This window comes from Stenotrophomonas sp. SORGH_AS_0321 (genome assembly GCF_031453215.1).
GTDB lineage: Bacteria > Pseudomonadota > Gammaproteobacteria > Xanthomonadales > Xanthomonadaceae > Stenotrophomonas > Stenotrophomonas chelatiphaga.
Genome location: NZ_JAVIZG010000001.1, coordinates 2,495,574 through 2,509,095 on the forward strand (window position 1 = coordinate 2,495,574; position 13,522 = coordinate 2,509,095).

Annotated in this window: 24 protein-coding genes and 1 tRNA gene; 5 read left to right on the top strand and 20 right to left on the bottom strand. The window is 65.7% G+C overall.

All coding sequences use genetic code 11. The features are described 5' to 3' along the window. Positions 1 to 44 precede the first annotated feature (44 nt). The 5 genes from QE373_RS11005 to QE373_RS11025 all read right to left on the bottom strand — a co-directional run bounded on the left by QE373_RS11005 (position 45) and on the right by QE373_RS11025 (position 3,507). The gene (locus QE373_RS11005) at positions 45 to 617 is read right to left on the bottom strand and encodes an HK97 family phage prohead protease (protein WP_309686416.1); all 573 of its coding nucleotides are present in this window, start codon (positions 615 to 617) and stop codon (positions 45 to 47) included. Further along, a complete protein-coding gene (locus QE373_RS11010; RefSeq protein ID WP_309686419.1) occupies positions 614 to 2,242 on the bottom strand; it encodes a terminase TerL endonuclease subunit in 1,629 nt (542 codons plus the stop codon). Before QE373_RS11010 ends, QE373_RS11005 begins: the two co-directional genes overlap by 4 nt. 59 nt (positions 2,243 to 2,301) lie before the next feature. After that, complete coding sequence (locus QE373_RS11015) at positions 2,302 to 2,715, bottom strand: hypothetical protein (RefSeq protein WP_309686422.1); 414 nt, start codon at positions 2,713 to 2,715, stop codon at positions 2,302 to 2,304. Between the two features lie 160 nt (positions 2,716 to 2,875). Further along, on the bottom strand, positions 2,876 to 3,208 hold the full coding sequence (locus tag QE373_RS11020) for an HNH endonuclease signature motif containing protein (protein WP_309686424.1): 333 nt from the start codon (positions 3,206 to 3,208) through the stop codon (positions 2,876 to 2,878). After that, positions 3,208 to 3,507 (bottom strand): hypothetical protein, encoded by a 300-nt coding sequence (locus QE373_RS11025; RefSeq protein ID WP_309686426.1) that lies wholly within the window; start codon positions 3,505 to 3,507, stop codon positions 3,208 to 3,210. Before QE373_RS11025 ends, QE373_RS11020 begins: the two co-directional genes overlap by 1 nt. A gap of 35 nt (positions 3,508 to 3,542) precedes the next feature. Between QE373_RS11025 and QE373_RS11030 the strand changes: the two genes are divergently transcribed. Beyond that, positions 3,543 to 4,031 carry a hypothetical protein gene (locus tag QE373_RS11030; protein ID WP_309686429.1) on the top strand — a complete coding sequence of 163 codons (489 nt, stop codon included), beginning with the start codon at positions 3,543 to 3,545 and terminating at the stop codon, positions 4,029 to 4,031. On the opposite strand, the gene QE373_RS11035 is transcribed toward QE373_RS11030, so the two are convergent. From QE373_RS11035 to QE373_RS11080, 10 genes are all read right to left on the bottom strand, one after another. Beyond that, on the bottom strand, positions 3,977 to 4,474 hold the full coding sequence (locus tag QE373_RS11035; RefSeq protein ID WP_309686431.1) for a hypothetical protein: 498 nt from the start codon (positions 4,472 to 4,474) through the stop codon (positions 3,977 to 3,979). The two genes, QE373_RS11030 and QE373_RS11035, sit on opposite strands and share 55 nt — an antisense overlap. Then, positions 4,474 to 4,932, bottom strand: a complete 459-nt coding sequence (locus QE373_RS11040) for a hypothetical protein (RefSeq protein WP_309686434.1) — start codon at positions 4,930 to 4,932, stop codon at positions 4,474 to 4,476. Before QE373_RS11040 ends, QE373_RS11035 begins: the two co-directional genes overlap by 1 nt. 3 nt (positions 4,933 to 4,935) lie before the next feature. Then, positions 4,936 to 5,418: a glycosyl hydrolase 108 family protein gene (locus tag QE373_RS11045; protein WP_309686437.1), complete on the bottom strand. Its 483-nt coding sequence runs from the start codon at positions 5,416 to 5,418 to the stop codon at positions 4,936 to 4,938. Between the two features lie 19 nt (positions 5,419 to 5,437). Further along, positions 5,438 to 5,512: transfer RNA gene (locus QE373_RS11050), tRNA-Met, on the bottom strand. A 302-nt stretch (positions 5,513 to 5,814) separates the two neighbouring features. Continuing rightward, positions 5,815 to 6,033, bottom strand: coding sequence for a hypothetical protein (locus QE373_RS11055; protein ID WP_309686440.1), 219 nt, complete (start codon positions 6,031 to 6,033; stop codon positions 5,815 to 5,817). Between the two features lie 32 nt (positions 6,034 to 6,065). Then, positions 6,066 to 6,599, bottom strand: coding sequence for a hypothetical protein (locus tag QE373_RS11060; RefSeq protein WP_309686442.1), 534 nt, complete (start codon positions 6,597 to 6,599; stop codon positions 6,066 to 6,068). Continuing rightward, positions 6,589 to 6,810, bottom strand: a complete 222-nt coding sequence (locus QE373_RS11065; protein ID WP_309686444.1) for a hypothetical protein — start codon at positions 6,808 to 6,810, stop codon at positions 6,589 to 6,591. Before QE373_RS11065 ends, QE373_RS11060 begins: the two co-directional genes overlap by 11 nt. After that, positions 6,807 to 7,313 (bottom strand): hypothetical protein, encoded by a 507-nt coding sequence (locus QE373_RS11070; RefSeq protein WP_309686447.1) that lies wholly within the window; start codon positions 7,311 to 7,313, stop codon positions 6,807 to 6,809. The genes QE373_RS11065 and QE373_RS11070 overlap by 4 nt, the downstream gene beginning before the upstream one ends. Then, positions 7,310 to 7,498: a hypothetical protein gene (locus QE373_RS11075; protein ID WP_309686450.1), complete on the bottom strand. Its 189-nt coding sequence runs from the start codon at positions 7,496 to 7,498 to the stop codon at positions 7,310 to 7,312. The genes QE373_RS11070 and QE373_RS11075 overlap by 4 nt, the downstream gene beginning before the upstream one ends. Next, complete coding sequence (locus QE373_RS11080; protein ID WP_309686452.1) at positions 7,495 to 7,908, bottom strand: hypothetical protein; 414 nt, start codon at positions 7,906 to 7,908, stop codon at positions 7,495 to 7,497. The genes QE373_RS11075 and QE373_RS11080 overlap by 4 nt, the downstream gene beginning before the upstream one ends. A gap of 80 nt (positions 7,909 to 7,988) precedes the next feature. On the opposite strand from QE373_RS11080, the gene QE373_RS11085 reads away from it, so the two are divergent. Then, positions 7,989 to 8,507: a hypothetical protein gene (locus QE373_RS11085; protein WP_309686454.1), complete on the top strand. Its 519-nt coding sequence runs from the start codon at positions 7,989 to 7,991 to the stop codon at positions 8,505 to 8,507. Between the two features lie 5 nt (positions 8,508 to 8,512). Here QE373_RS11085 and QE373_RS11090 read toward each other — a convergent pair whose 3' ends face one another. The 4 genes from QE373_RS11090 to QE373_RS11105 all read right to left on the bottom strand — a co-directional run bounded on the left by QE373_RS11090 (position 8,513) and on the right by QE373_RS11105 (position 11,949). Next, entirely contained in the window at positions 8,513 to 9,133 is a 621-nt protein-coding gene (locus QE373_RS11090; protein WP_309686456.1) for a hypothetical protein, read from the bottom strand. Beyond that, on the bottom strand, positions 9,130 to 10,596 hold the full coding sequence (gene dnaB / locus QE373_RS11095) for a replicative DNA helicase (protein WP_309689712.1): 1,467 nt from the start codon (positions 10,594 to 10,596) through the stop codon (positions 9,130 to 9,132). Before dnaB ends, QE373_RS11090 begins: the two co-directional genes overlap by 4 nt. A gap of 5 nt (positions 10,597 to 10,601) precedes the next feature. Next, complete coding sequence (locus tag QE373_RS11100) at positions 10,602 to 11,426, bottom strand: hypothetical protein (protein WP_309686458.1); 825 nt, start codon at positions 11,424 to 11,426, stop codon at positions 10,602 to 10,604. A gap of 79 nt (positions 11,427 to 11,505) precedes the next feature. After that, the gene (locus QE373_RS11105) at positions 11,506 to 11,949 is read right to left on the bottom strand and encodes a phage regulatory CII family protein (protein WP_309686461.1); all 444 of its coding nucleotides are present in this window, start codon (positions 11,947 to 11,949) and stop codon (positions 11,506 to 11,508) included. 142 nt (positions 11,950 to 12,091) lie between these two features. Between QE373_RS11105 and QE373_RS11110 the strand changes: the two genes are divergently transcribed. Continuing rightward, positions 12,092 to 12,304 (top strand): hypothetical protein, encoded by a 213-nt coding sequence (locus QE373_RS11110; protein WP_309686463.1) that lies wholly within the window; start codon positions 12,092 to 12,094, stop codon positions 12,302 to 12,304. A 104-nt stretch (positions 12,305 to 12,408) separates the two neighbouring features. Here QE373_RS11110 and QE373_RS11115 read toward each other — a convergent pair whose 3' ends face one another. Next, complete coding sequence (locus tag QE373_RS11115; RefSeq protein ID WP_309686466.1) at positions 12,409 to 12,663, bottom strand: helix-turn-helix transcriptional regulator; 255 nt, start codon at positions 12,661 to 12,663, stop codon at positions 12,409 to 12,411. An 83-nt stretch (positions 12,664 to 12,746) separates the two neighbouring features. On the opposite strand from QE373_RS11115, the gene QE373_RS11120 reads away from it, so the two are divergent. Next, positions 12,747 to 13,202, top strand: coding sequence for a helix-turn-helix transcriptional regulator (locus QE373_RS11120; RefSeq protein ID WP_309686467.1), 456 nt, complete (start codon positions 12,747 to 12,749; stop codon positions 13,200 to 13,202). After that, the gene (locus tag QE373_RS11125; RefSeq protein WP_309686470.1) at positions 13,183 to 13,500 is read left to right on the top strand and encodes a hypothetical protein; all 318 of its coding nucleotides are present in this window, start codon (positions 13,183 to 13,185) and stop codon (positions 13,498 to 13,500) included. Before QE373_RS11120 ends, QE373_RS11125 begins: the two co-directional genes overlap by 20 nt. Positions 13,501 to 13,522 lie beyond the last annotated feature (22 nt).

A 13,522-nucleotide genomic window follows, 5' to 3' on the forward strand; every position in this document is an offset into this window, starting at 1 on the left:
ATGGGAGGCGGGTTCCACCCCGCAGGGCCATGCGGCCCGTTAACTCAGCTCAACAACTTCACCGCGCCGCCGGCCGGTCGCGCGACCGGTACCGCCTGGCGCTGGATGAGGGGAACGCCGTAGTTCACGGAGCGGCGCGTGCCGCTGGTGTCCATGGCCTTGATGCTCTGGATGGTCGCCGCGGCGTTGGCCGGGATGGTGACCAGGGACAGCTCGTAGATCTCGGACTCGGTGAAGCGGATGCCACCGCCGTCCATGTAGCTGTACTCCAGCGCGCGGAAGCCGATCGACACGCCGCGCACCAGCTTTTCCTTGACCGACTGCCAGGCCAGATCGCACATGTCCTTCAGCGCGCCGGGCGTGCTGATCTTCGCGACGCTGGCGGTGAAGGGGATGCCGTCCTTCGTGGGCTTGCCGAACTTCACAATGCCCACCGGGCTGTCATGCCGGTGCTGCCAGAGCAGCGGCAGCTCGGCGGCGAACTTCGCGCCCAGCGGCTCGACCACATCGCCGTAGCGGTCAGGCTCCGGCGTGGTCGCCCAGCCGGTAATCACCTGCTGGTCGTCGTCGTAGTTCTTCACCTCCAGCAAGCTGTAGGCGCGGTTTTCGTTCTTCATCGGCTTCCACCCAAGGTCATGAGGACGAGTTTCTTGTTCTGCGGCTCGGGGTTGCGCGACATCAGCTCCACCGCGTTCATAGCCGCCATCAAGGGGTCGATCTTTCCGGTGCCGCTGGCTGCCTTGGTCACGTAGAGCGCGTTCTTCGACGCCTCCACCTTTGCGTTGCCGACGCACCAGTCCATCAGCCTCGAGCCGTCATGCGTCAGGACACCGTCCGCCAGCCAGCGCTCGAACACCTTGCAGGTGCCGGTCAGCTGCCAGCCCTGGCGGATGCCGGTGATCAGGTCCGCATCGATCTTCTCGGTGGCCAGCGCGTCCAGCACGGTGCCCAGCCCCGAGGGGTCTACGCCGATGCCGGCCAGCAGCCTGGCCTTGGCAACCTGCTTCACCATCTTGGCCATGTCGCGCAGGTCCGTAGCACCTTCCTCCGCTTCGCTGCCGACCATCAGATGGCCGTCGGCGATGAAGTCCTCGTAGCGGGCTTCCTCGCTCTTACGCCGCTTCAGTGCCTTCGGGTGAGCGAAGGCGCGGCTCAGCAGCAGCTTCCGCTTCGTGTACTTGTCCCGGCCGCAGAACGACAGGCCCAGGAGGTCGTCCAGGCCACCGCCATCGATCCCGACGGTGATGGCGTCGCAGCGCCGGATCATGCCCTCCAGCGTCAGCCGCTTGTCCGCCTGCGCTTCCCAGAACTCAGCACCCGCCCAGCTGCCCTGATGCAGCGCCACGCCGATCTGCACGTTGAGGTGCTGCGATGCCCAGCTCCGCAGCTCCGCCTCACTGGTGCCGACGGCGTCTTCGTACTCTTCGACCATGCGCTCCAGCGTCATGGCACGGCCGATGTTGGGGTTCAGCAGCGGCCACAGCTTCGGGTCTTTCCACTGCTGGTCCTTCGACTCCTGCAGCTCCTGGGGGAACTCGAACAGCACTGGCAGCATCTTGCCGACGCGCTTGCCGTCGCGGATGTCCCGCGCCTTCTGCAACTCGTCGGCGAACACGCCCACCGGCTGCTCATCGCTCTGCGTGGTAATGAACCACAGGAACGCTTCCGGGAACGGCACCATGCCGCCGCGGATCTGGCGCAGCGCCTTGGACGCCTTGGCCTTCTTTGCGCACTCGTGCAGCTCATCGATCAGCGCCCCGCCCGACACCTTGACGCCGGTCAGCACCGACGGATCGAACGTCATGATCTCCAGCGAGGCCTTCGTCTCGCGATGGATGATCGTCTTCAGGTGGTGCCGGATGTGGAACTTCGCGTTGAGCACCGGATCCAGCTCGATCGCACCGGCAGCAGCGTCGAACGCCAGCTGCGCGGTGTCCTGCACCGGCGCGGTCATGATGAAGGTCGCCCGGGGCCGCTTGTTCAGCAGCGTGGCGGTCACCATGCCCAGCGCGCCGAACGTGGTCTTCGCGTTCTTCTTCGGCACCAGGGCGAACAGGTCGCGTATCTGCCGGTCGCCCGTCGCCGGGTCCACCGAGCCGAACATGCAGCGCGTCACGTCCTGGAACCACTCGCCGCCGGCCTCTGCCAACGTGGGCGTGCCCGGGACGTCCGCCAGCCGCAGCCGGCCGAGGATGTTGGCCGCTCGCTCAGCCTGCGGGGTCCACAGCGGCAGGTTGCCCACCGGCAGCTGGCCGGCCTGCAGGCGCTCCCACCAGTCGCGGCACGAGAGGTCCCATGCCATCAGCTGTTGGCCCGGCGGATCGGGGTCACCTTGTCGTCCAGCAGGTCCTCCCACTCGGTTCCGGCCTGCGCGCCCACTGCCTCGGCGTTGGCCTGCTCCTTTTTACCCACCGGCTTCTCCTGCGGCACCGGCGGCGCAGCCAGCGTAGGCGTCTGGGCAAGGAACGCCTTCTGGGCTGCCACGTTGCCCTTAAGTGCCGTCCTCGCCATGGCGTCCATCACCTCCATGCGCCGGCGCAGTGCCGCGGTGGAAATCTCCTTCTCGAAGTACTTCTCCAGCGTATTGCGCGAGACGCCCAGCGCGATCGAGATCTCCTGATGGGACATGCCGCTGGCAGCCGCATTGGTGACCAGGCGCCGCTGCACCGCCGTCGCCTTGAACGCTGGCCGGCCCGATTTCGTGTTTTTGCGCATAAATGGCCTTCAGCCTGAAATCTCGGCTGAGAAAAAAACCTCTGAATGAGTGGGCGGCGGGTGTCCGTCGGTAAGGGTCTGAAGTTCTGCCCCCTCCCCCCCGGTCTGGTGCGCCCGTGGATCGTCGATGCGATTCGTTCGCGTTCCACGGCCGGGCCGTTCAGCGTCGTGCCGCACCGCGTCGTGCCTCTTCCTGCGTCTTCACCTTGTGGCAGTCGCGGTTGATGGCGCGCAGGTTCGACAGCTCGTCCGTGCCGCCCTCTGCCACAGGAACGATGTGGTCCACCTCGTCAGCCAGCAGGGGGAGCCGGCCACCGGCTTGGCAGCCCTCGCACTGGCACAGGTACTTGTCCCTCAGCAGCACCGCATCACGCTTCCGGCGCCAGGGCCTCCCACCTCTCCCCTGCCCATAGGTGGGGACCACCGGGGTGGAGGGCTTCAGGCGGCTGGGTGCGCAGGCGATGCGCGGTGCCAGGGTAGTGACACGTGGCATCAGCTGAGGCTCTGCGTCTGGTCGCGGTCGTCGGCAGCGATGGTCTCGCCGTCCAGCGTCACGATGTGGTGCTGCTCTTCCTGGTCATCCTGCTCATCGGCAAGCGCCGCTATCAGGGTGTCCAGCTTCTGCTCGATGCGGTCCAGCTGTTCGCTGTGGCTCACCACCACTCCCGGTGGAAGGACCACCACCCGCTTGTGCGGGAACGCTGCCCGCAGATCCTGAGCCAACTGGGTCGACTGCTGCTGAGTGAGATCCTTCGCCAGCTGCACGATCACATCGTGGGCGGTGGTGCTCATGGGCTCACCTCGGCACGGTCAGCGGCAACGACGGCTTGGCAGGAACGGAGCTGGTCGTCGGCGTCTCGGCCGATTCGAACAGCAGGGCCCGCAAGCGTGCTTCCGAAGTCGGAGGCCGCATTACGCTCGCCGGCGCTGGCGGCAGCCTGGGACAGGCGATCGGTGTGGCACGCGGCGAGGTCGTTGCGCAGGCGGAGAGCGCCAGAGCGCAGGTCAGCCACAACAGCATCAGCGACGGCCGGGGCCGCAGCGCGGTCTTCTTCATGCTTTGCTCCGATGGTGGCCAGGGTATCGGCCAGTTGGCGCTCGGTCGTGCGGGCTTGGTTGACAACCTGGACCTCTCCACGCGCGTTGGTTGCGGTGTGCTTTGCATCGTCCCTTTCAGCACGATCACCACGCCATGCCCATCCGGCTCCGAACCCACCAGCGAACAGTGCGATGCCAAGGGCTACGGCGATGAGGGCGCGGTTCAAAGCCGGCCACCCATGGAAAGCTCGATGATCCGCATGTTGATTGCCTCCTGATCCAGCGAGTGTTGGCCGGCAGCGCGGTACGCGCGCCAGTCGAATGCCAGGAGGATGGCGCCTACCCGTGTCCACTCCCCTGCCGCGATCGCCGCCCAGAGCGGTTCGCAGTCGCGGATGGCCTCCGGGCCAACCAGGTCGGCGATCACCACCAGCGATGGGACCTTCATCAGCGTGGTCGGCGACTTGAACGTCATCTGCAGCAGTCGGCGCTCCAGCACCTGGTAGGTGGCGGCGACGTCCTCGCTGAGGTCAAGATCGGCAGCTGCCTGGCTCTGCCGTCGGCGGAATAGGTTGCGGCCGAAGCCGATCCACGTCCGCCCATCGCCGTCGGTCTTGGGTTGCTCCAGCCGCCGGCCGAAGCACGCCTTCAGCATCTCAACTGCTTTCATCTCGGCCTCGCGGCGGGCTTCCTGGTACTCGGCGTCATCTGCGAAGGGCATTACTTGGTCACCTGCGTGTCGCCCCTGACCTCAGCGGCCAGGCGCCGTGCCATACGGCACGGCACGAGTTCAAGGATGGCCAGCACACAGGACAGGCTCAGCGGTGCGGCAAGGCCGAACAGGAGCGCGACCAGCGTGCTGACATGGTTGTTCCACCACAGGAAGATCACTGAGAAGGTGACGACCGATCCTGCCATCTGCGCCACAGCCATCTGGCCACGGCGCGTCATCGGCAACCACTCGCCGGGAATGGTGTTGATGCGGATGATCACCACCCAGCCGATCAGCACCCCCAGCACCACTGTCCAGAAACCCATGGGCGCGGTGGCCGTGAGGCGCTGCACGTAGGCGAACAGCCATTCGATATCCGTGGAGTGCGCCGACAACAGCGCGATGGCAGCAAGCACACCAGCAAGGCTGATGCCGCCGAGCAGGGTCCGACCGTTGCTCGCGCTCATAGGTCAGTTGTCCTGTGCCGCGTAACGCAGGTTGCCGGCCACCCTGCGCGTCCAGCCGCGCCCGAAGGTGTCGAACGTACCCAGCTTGGCGTAGAACTCCAGGCGCTCGGCGTTGAACAGCAGCACCAGGTCGGCCGGGTCCTGCGCAGCCACCGCGGCGAGCGTGCGGGGGCCGATCACTCCGTCGTCAGCGACGCCGGCCGCGCGCTGCAGCCAGCGCACCGCGTTTCCGATGCCGTGGTTCACCGCTGCATCCAAGCCTTGGAAGGCAAAGGCGCGCGGGAGCCGGTCGCCCTGGACCCGCTGCCAGAAGTCGCGGCGATAGATCTCCACCGCGGCAGCGCGCGTAAGCGTCCGGATGTTGAGAGTGGGATAGGAGCGCTTGCTGATGCCCCACTGGGTCTCACCACCTGGATCACGTGGGTCGTTGACGTAGCCGCCTTCATGAGCCAGCACCCGGTTGATGATCTGGTCGAACTGGCTCATAGCGGCTCACTTTTCATGGTGGTAGCAGCGGCCCGATTCGAACGGGCGACCTCCGGGTTATGAGCCCGGCGAGATGCCTCTTCTCCACGCTGCAACAGGTGCCCGCCCCTCGACCGGGTTTCTCAGCTCGATGTGGTTGGTCCGGGGGGCTGCGGGCGTAGATGGTCCGATCACCACCGCTGGCTAGGCGCTGGCTGCCTCATGGAGCAGCCGCACACACCGCCCGGTGCGATTGAGCGCCAGGCCCCATCGCCTCACGGCGAATGCGGGGGCTGTTCGGCGCGGTGGTCGATCGGAGGAAGGGGTCCCGGAAACGCAGAAGCCCCAGCGCAGGGCCGGGGCTTCAGGGACAATTCTTGACAGTTGCAGAATTAGGGCATAGCTCTGTGCAACTTGTCAAATGCTCGGCCAGACCACCATCACGATAGGAGCCGCGTCGTTGAGCATTTCGGGAATCTCGGCCCGATACGACCTCGGCTGACCAACACCCCAAGAGTCGAACGCCAGCAACTCGGGCATCGTGCCCTCACTGCGTTCCAAGAAGTCCTGAAGACCGAAGGTCTTGAAGTGGCCACCGCCAATCACGCCCCACTGTTCATCAGGAATGTCGTTCAACCAACCAAAGTGAGCCATACGGGTTCCATCCGTTACGCGGCGATCCTGCCGCCCATGAAGTCTACCCCGCGCTGCAGCTCGCGCCGGTACTGCCAGACCGACAGAGTGCCGCCGTACTTCTCAGCCACCATACGGGCCTTCACCGCTTGGCTGGCGGACACCGTGAACTCGGTGCGCAGGATCAGCTCCCGCAGCGGGTACTGCCTGGCCATCGACGCCAGCGCCCGGTCCACCCAGCGCAGGTCGTCCGGGATCCCGACATCGACCGCGATCTCAGGGTTGTCATGCGGGTGGTCGGCGTCGTTGGACGCCCGGATCGGGTCCACCGCCCAGAGCGGCAACATGCGCATCCCCTGCACCCCGCTGTGGGCAGCCATGAAGCGGCGGCGCTCAGCCCCATCTCGACCCACAAGATCCTGCAGCGCGCGCTCCCGGGTCAGCGGGGCGTGGTCGCGCACCTTGTCCAGGACATGCACGCTCCGGTCGGCACGGCTCAGGGCGAACCGGTTCACCTGGGCATGGCCCCACCGCCGCAGCTGCTTTGTCAGTTCGTCCTCATGGCGCATCACGCATCCCCTCAAGTACTTCTTCGTCGAATCGAAACGCCGGCAGGATGCCGTCGGTGTCGCAGGTGCCCTGCCGCTCCGGTCGCCGCTGGCAGTGGTAGGTGCCGTCGGTCTTTTCCCGGAACCGGCAGGCCGCGCAGCGGCCGTATCGCCGCAGGTGCGCCCGGTACCGCTTCGCCAGGCGCACGTCGGAGATGTCGGCCGAGGTCAAGCGGCCTGTTCCATGCTGTGCTGCTGGTCCCACCAAAGGGCGATCAGCAGGGCATCGGCGCGGTCGCTGTCCTTCTTCCGCGCCAGCATCCGCGCGCCGGCCGGGAAGCGGGCGATGGCCATCACCCGGGCGGCGTCCTTCTCCTGCTTGAGCAGGCCGAAGTGGCGCTTCCACACCACCGGCGTTACGCGGGTTGCGGGGATGCCCAGCACCTCAAGGATCGCCTGCAGCTTGCCGGCGGTCTGGCCGAACCGGAAGGCGCTGGTGCCGCCATCGGTGGGCCGAGCGCCGACCTTCTCGATGCAGGCCGACACGTAGGCGCCCGGGTGCGCGGCTCGCTGCTCACGGATGAACACCACCACCGCGCGCGAGTCGATCTCTTCCCAGCCGCCGACATCCACGGTGGGCATGTCGATCATCGGTCCGGGCACCCCATCCAGCAGGGTTACCACCGCGCCATGCAGGCCGGGGTCGATGCCAAAGGTCAGCCGGAGCGCGCTCATGCTGCCCTCTGGCGCGCGGCCCGGTTCTCGGCGTCCTGGGCGATCCAGCCGAGGTCGTGCTGCTCGTGCAGGTCCCGCACCAGTTTGGTGTGGCCCGTGTAGGGGTTGGCGCTGCGCGGTTTCCCGCTGCGGCGCGCGGCGCGGCCTTGGTCGTGGGCGGTGGCGTATCGCTGTTCGTCGTTCATGCTGCTTCGTCCTTCGGGGCGGTCTGCTGAAGAAGTTGGTCTTGGTATGCCTGCCACGCTTCGGTGCCGCGCCCCATGCCGGGCAGCACCTCCTGCGTCCAGGTGCGGAACTCGCGGGCCTGCTCTTGGAAGCTGGGCCCGTAGATGGCGTACATCTGCCGGCCAGTGCGACCTGGCAGCGGTATGCCCTGGTGGTGCCAGTCGCCGATGGCGACCACTGCGTGCTGGCCGATCTGCTTCTGGCCGTGCAGGTCGCCAGTGTTCCGGTGGTGGATCCGGGTGGGGCCGCACCCAATGCCGCGCTGCAGCCCGGCGGCATGCCGCCAGCGGCAGATCACGCAGCCGAGTGCGCGGGCCGCGTCTTGGTACGCCTGCTCCGCCTTGGTCGCAGCCTTGATCGCGCGGCGCATCAGCAGCACTCCGAGGGAGAACCCTTGCGGAAGTAGAACGCCCGACCCATCATCCGCAGCAACGACAGGGAGGACGTGGCATGGTCTGTGAATGGATTGGATGGTGCGCGCTCGAGCCGGAGGCTCAAGCCGCGTGGGTTCAAGCGGTTGGAAGCGTCGCCGCCATTGTTGCGGCGATCACAATCGCCTCTAGCGAAAGATCTGCCGCGAAGAAAGTAGCGGACAAGCAGGAGCGGGCAGAGGCCAACATGCGCTACACGAGGGCCCACAGGGCCGTCAGGCGTTTCCAGAAGGGCATCTCCGCCCAGCTCAATCACGCGAGGGTCCAACGTACAGGTAGCGTCATCGTACCGATGCCCCCTGCGCCAATATCCAGAGAGATGCGGGCAATTGAGCACGAGTGCCATCTCATGCCTGACGCTGGTGGGGAGATACTCACGGCCATCAACTTCTTCGAGGAAGCTCAAGACCTGTTGAGGGACGGACTCTTGATGCCGCAAGACGCCGATCGATTCGTTGAGCTTCTGGAGTACGCGGAGCAGCGCAGAGTTAGAGCGGTCGGTCTTATTGAGGCATTCCTCTCTAAGGCGCAGGCTTAGATTCCTCACGCGGCTCTCCTGTTGTTCCCGGTCATCTGCCAGAACTCGGCGCGCACGTCGTCCAGCATGACGTGGACGTAGCGTTCGCCGATCCAGGCGGTGATGCCCTTGAAGAAGGCGCCGAAGTCTTCCTCTTCCATCGAATCGAACGCCAGCGACTGCGCGACCTTGACCGGAATGGTGTGAATCTCCGGCAGCACGCCAGCCAGGACCTTGCGCGCGCCGGCGCCCAGAAGGGTCTCGCTGGCGTCCAGCACCGCGGCGATCACAGGGGTAGCGTCCATCTCCACCATCTCGCAGCAGATGCCGGCCTCCAGCTGCAGCCGCTTCAGCGCAGCATGCGCGTCTAGGTCGCGGAAGGCTTCGACGTTGTCCACCAGCAGGTTGCCGACGGCGTGCGCGAGCCGGTGGAATGCCGCGTTGCGTGACTCCTTGATCTCCAGCCGGTACTCGTGCCCGACCTTGTAGCCGCGCTCCTTGGCCAGCCGGCGATCGATGTCGTGCAGCGGCACGAACGAGCCCAGCTCTTCTCCAGTGGCCGGGTCGGCCAGGCGCATGCATGTGGCGTAGATCGGCCGGCGCGCGCGCTTGGCGCGGATCTTCCTCGCTGCAGCGGTCAGGGTCATGCGTCATCTCCTGCAGCCAGGTCACGGCGGGACCGACGGCGCGGCTGCGGCACCTCGAAGTCGTCGTCCGATGCGCCCTGCTTGGCAACCTTGATCGAGTAATTGGGCTTCGGGCCGGTGTAGTCGTCGAACGCACTGCACTGCAGGCGGTGCTGCAGGTAGCAGGTGCCTGTGGCGCCCTGGCGGTTCTTGGCCACGATCAGTTCGGAGATCCCCGGCGCTGCGCACGCGTCCTTGGAGTAGTAGTCGTCCCGGTAGAGGAAGGCGATCACGTCGGCGTCCTGCTCGATGGCGCCGGACTCCCGCAGGTCGGCCATGCCGGGGCGCTTGTCGTTGCTCTTTTCCAGACCGCGGTTGAGCTGGGAGAGCGCTATCACCGGGCAGTTGAGGTTCTTGGCCAGGCCCTTGAGCTTTCGCGAGATGTAGGACACCTCGGCCGTGCGGTTCTCCGACCTCGCCTGCCCGGTCAGCAGCTGGAGGTAGTCCACCACGATCAGGCCCAAGCCGCCCTGCACCTTGGCGTGCATGCGGGCCGCGCGGGCTGACAGCGCGTCCACCGACAGCGAGCCACAGTCGTCGATCGCCAGCGGCAGCGTGTGCAGGTAGTTGCGAGCCAGGGACAGCCGCGTCCAGTCGTCATCGGTGAGCGCGCCCTTTTCGCGCATCCGGCTCAGGTCGACGCCGGCGTGCGCCGCCATCAGGCGCATGCTCAGCTGGCTAGCGGACATCTCCAGGCTGAAGAAGGCCACGTTCCTGCCGCCCGCAGCGGCGTCCTCCGCCCAGTTCAGCGCGTGCGCGGTCTTGCCCATCGAGGGGCGCGCGCCGATCACCATCAGGTCGGTCGGCTCCAGCCCCGGGATCTTCCGGCGCACGCTGCTCCACCGCGGCGCCAGCCCGAGATGCCCTTCGCCGTGATATCGGGATTCCATTTCCTCCCACGCGCGCTGCACGCCGCTGCGCACCAGGATCAGGCCGCCGCTGCCGCTGGACCGCACGGTCAGGCTGGCCAGCTTGCCGGCAGCCGCCGACACGACCTCTTCGGCCTCGTCATCGCTGGCGCTGTAAGCGCTGTCGGAGATGTCGGTGCTGGTGCTGATCAGCTGCCGCAGCAGCGCCTTGTTGCGGACGATGTCGGCATAGGCCCGCACGTTGGCTGCCGACGGCGTGCTGCCGGCCAGGTCGTACACCGTGGCGATCAGCTCCTGGGCACCTACCTCCACATTGGCGGTGATCCAGTCTCCTACCGTCACCACGTCGACCTCGCGCTTCAGGTCGTCGACCGCGCAGATGCCCTGGTAGATCAGCTGGTTGTCCCGGCGGTAGAAGTCCTCGGAGTCCAGCTGGTCGCGGACCTCCTTCAGCGATGCGGGCACCAGCAGCAGCGCGCCGATCACCGACTGCTCCGCCGGAACGGAATGCGGCGGCATGCGCAGCTGCGCGGCGTCGTCGAGGTAGTCGGGCATCGCGCTCACGCCGCCTCCTGCCCGCGCTGCTGGTCGGCCTGCTCAGCCTGCTCCCGCGCACGCTCGGCATCGCGCTCTCGCTTGACTTGGACGCCCGAGGTCGTCAGCTCACAGCCACCTCCTTCCGGGCACCACCAGAGCTTGAACCAGTTCCGGCGCACGGCATCGCGGAAGTGGGCCCGCCAGTCCTTCTGCTGCCGGCCGCTGTCACGGTGCCGCAGGGCGAACTCGCGCCAGGCCAGCGCGATGAACTCCCTCGGGATCCCAGCGTCCTCGGCGAAGTCGAAGATGGGGTCGTCAGCACGGATCGCGCGCTCCCCCGCCTCGCGGCATGCCTCGACGAAGGCCGGGAACGTGATCTTCTCCCGCTTCGAGCGGGTCGGCTTCCTCCCCTCGGCGTCAGCCGGGGGGTTAGGGGGGTTCTTCTTCCTTTCCTCTCCTTTCCCTTCCTCTCCCTTCCCTTCCGGGGGTGAGGACTCGTCGAGCCCTCGTCGATCATCGCTCGAATATGCGGGGTGTTTGAAGGTCGGACGGTCGATTTTCTGGTGTTTCTTCCAGCCTGTGACGTGCAGATACTGCTTGTCCCCGTTGGCGTAGAAGGCGATCAGAGAATTCGACGACAGCTCGTCGAGCATTCGCTGAACGTCCGTCGATGAGATGTCGTCGCCCGGGAAGATTTCCGCCTTGATGGTCTTGGCACTGGCGACGTGGTTGCCAGCGTCGTCGCAGAAGTTCCACAGGCCGATGAAGAGCAGCCGAGATGTCGGCGAGCACTCCATGACCTGCTCACTGGACCAGAACTCAGGCTTGATGGATCGGATACGTGCCATCAGGGGCCCCGCAGGATCATGAGGCAGCCGGCGAGATGCCAGAGCTGCCGTACGGTCAACATGGCCATCGCTGTGGCGTTCATGCCCCACCCCGTTCCGACGCGGCATCGGCGTGCTGGCCCACCTGTGCAATCCATGCCTGGACAGCAGCGCAGGCCCGGCCGATGTCGTCGGCTTCGTTGGCGCTGACCTTACCGTCAGCCAACGCGTCGGCGATGAGCTGCGAGAGCTCCCCTTTTGCGGATGCGGCTGCGAGCAGCGCCCCGATCAGGTTGCCGGACTTCGGGGCATCAACCCGCTGCACGACGAAGCCGTGCTCCGCCGCCATGGCATGCAGGATGCGGTAGTCGCCGGTCTTACCCATCAGCGCATCCGCTTCCTGCAGGCTGAGAAGATTCCGATCGTTGTTCGGGTTGACCTTGCCGCGCAGGGTCGCGCTGGACATGCCCATACGCTGGGCGAGCGGCTCGCTGCCGCCGGGGTATTCGTGGACGGTGTCGTAAGCGGCGTCAGTGACATTCATGGGCGGAGAACTCGATTGGAGACGGGGCGGTGATGGCGGCGCACCATGAGCGCCATGGACAACATCAACTCAGGGAATGAAGGCGTCGCCCTCCAAGCGGTAAGCTGCGGTCACCACACGCACAGCCCGCTTGGAGGACGACATGGAAATGCATCCGCAGTTACCGCTCGACGTGCTTACGGCACTGATCAAGCAACTGGCCGATACCGGACTCATCGAGCCCGCCGCCTTTCTGAAGCAACTCGGAGTGCAGCGAGCCGCAGCTTCAATGACAGGGCGGGTCGAACTCGCCGAATCGCACCGGGCGTACGAGGAACTTCTGCGAGCAACGGTGCTGAGAACGGACACCCGTTGAAGTACCGCAGCCAGACCTCACGCACTGCGTCCAGGTCCGCGTCGGTGTACCGGCGGCTTTCGGTCTCAGCAACCGGTGGCCGCCGGACGATTGCAGCCAACCACTTACGCAGCACGGGGCACCTCACCAGGCGCGACTCGCATGCTTTGGTTGCCGAGTCCGCGACGCTGGTCACGTTTCACCTTGGCATCAAGGGCGGTGGCCAGATCGACCAGCGCTTTACCGACGGGATACGTCGGCTGCATCAGCCCACGGCGGATCTTGTTGATGGTCGACTGGCCCACTCCGACCTTGGCCCCGATGGCCTGCTCGGTCATGCCAGACACGCGGAGACTTTCGATTGCTGTGGAAGGGTTCATGGGTCGGATTATGCCTATAGGAATCACACTGTCAATTCCTATAGGCATTCGACCTGACGAACGGTAAAGGACACGCTTCCAAAATGGATTTCCTCGTCAAAAACCTCCGCTTCCTTTCCGCCACCCGAGGCCAAGCCGGCCAGTCGGGCGCAGGCACGACCGCTGGTGTGGGCCAGCCGGCTATCAGCAAGATCATCAACGGCGGCACCAAGCAGCCCGGCTACACCACCGTCATGGGTTTGGCTCGCCACTTCGGCGTCTCGATGGACGACCTGGTAAGCCGCGACCTTGAGCTGGAAGGAGACTCGCGCCCGTCTCAGCCTGTGGGATTGGACTCTGGAAAGCTGGCTGCTCTGATCGAAACCGTAGAAGCAGCTGTCGCCCAAAGCCGCCGCGCGGTGCCCCCACGCCTGAAAGCAAAGATGATTGCTGCCCTTTACGCCCACGATCCGGAACTCGCCGCGAGCACGCCTCAGACCGTGCAAGCGCTTTTGGCAAGCATCCTGACCATGGTGGAAGATGAACCCATTGCTACGTGACGAACTCGCAGCCCTGATTGCGGAAGAGATGTCCATGCCGGTGGCCGAGCGCGCCCAGGCAGCTACGAAAAGGGACGCACTGATGCTGCGTATCCAGGACCTCCAAGCCATGTACTCACTCGGTTGGCTCGTGCGTCAGGAGACGATGCACGTATTCGGCGTAGTGGAATGTCTAGACGACCAGGCTCTTGCCGAGCTCCTTGCGATGCTGGAACGAGGCGTGGAAGCAATCCATGACGGCGTGCCGTTCGTGGAGGTCGGCCTGGTTCGTGGGGCAACCTGCAACTGGGTGGCATGATCTAATCAGCCTAGGTAGTTCA

Coding starts and splice junctions, on each gene's coding strand:
- QE373_RS11005 (WP_309686416.1), bottom strand. CDS start 617: ATGAAGAACGAAAACCGCGCCTACAGCTTGCTGGAGGTGAAGAACTAC.
- QE373_RS11015 (WP_309686422.1), bottom strand. CDS start 2,715: ATGCGCAAAAACACGAAATCGGGCCGGCCAGCGTTCAAGGCGACGGCG.
- QE373_RS11020 (WP_309686424.1), bottom strand. CDS start 3,208: ATGCCACGTGTCACTACCCTGGCACCGCGCATCGCCTGCGCACCCAGC.
- QE373_RS11025 (WP_309686426.1), bottom strand. CDS start 3,507: ATGAGCACCACCGCCCACGATGTGATCGTGCAGCTGGCGAAGGATCTC.
- QE373_RS11035 (WP_309686431.1), bottom strand. CDS start 4,474: ATGCCCTTCGCAGATGACGCCGAGTACCAGGAAGCCCGCCGCGAGGCC.
- QE373_RS11040 (WP_309686434.1), bottom strand. CDS start 4,932: ATGAGCGCGAGCAACGGTCGGACCCTGCTCGGCGGCATCAGCCTTGCT.
- QE373_RS11045 (WP_309686437.1), bottom strand. CDS start 5,418: ATGAGCCAGTTCGACCAGATCATCAACCGGGTGCTGGCTCATGAAGGC.
- QE373_RS11060 (WP_309686442.1), bottom strand. CDS start 6,599: ATGCGCCATGAGGACGAACTGACAAAGCAGCTGCGGCGGTGGGGCCAT.
- QE373_RS11070 (WP_309686447.1), bottom strand. CDS start 7,313: ATGAGCGCGCTCCGGCTGACCTTTGGCATCGACCCCGGCCTGCATGGC.
- QE373_RS11075 (WP_309686450.1), bottom strand. CDS start 7,498: ATGAACGACGAACAGCGATACGCCACCGCCCACGACCAAGGCCGCGCC.
- QE373_RS11080 (WP_309686452.1), bottom strand. CDS start 7,908: ATGCGCCGCGCGATCAAGGCTGCGACCAAGGCGGAGCAGGCGTACCAA.
- QE373_RS11085 (WP_309686454.1), top strand. CDS start 7,989: ATGGTCTGTGAATGGATTGGATGGTGCGCGCTCGAGCCGGAGGCTCAA.
- QE373_RS11090 (WP_309686456.1), bottom strand. CDS start 9,133: ATGACCCTGACCGCTGCAGCGAGGAAGATCCGCGCCAAGCGCGCGCGC.
- dnaB (WP_309689712.1), bottom strand. CDS start 10,596: ATGCCCGACTACCTCGACGACGCCGCGCAGCTGCGCATGCCGCCGCAT.
- QE373_RS11100 (WP_309686458.1), bottom strand. CDS start 11,426: ATGGCACGTATCCGATCCATCAAGCCTGAGTTCTGGTCCAGTGAGCAG.
- QE373_RS11105 (WP_309686461.1), bottom strand. CDS start 11,949: ATGAATGTCACTGACGCCGCTTACGACACCGTCCACGAATACCCCGGC.
- QE373_RS11110 (WP_309686463.1), top strand. CDS start 12,092: ATGGAAATGCATCCGCAGTTACCGCTCGACGTGCTTACGGCACTGATC.
- QE373_RS11115 (WP_309686466.1), bottom strand. CDS start 12,663: ATGAACCCTTCCACAGCAATCGAAAGTCTCCGCGTGTCTGGCATGACC.
- QE373_RS11120 (WP_309686467.1), top strand. CDS start 12,747: ATGGATTTCCTCGTCAAAAACCTCCGCTTCCTTTCCGCCACCCGAGGC.
- QE373_RS11125 (WP_309686470.1), top strand. CDS start 13,183: ATGAACCCATTGCTACGTGACGAACTCGCAGCCCTGATTGCGGAAGAG.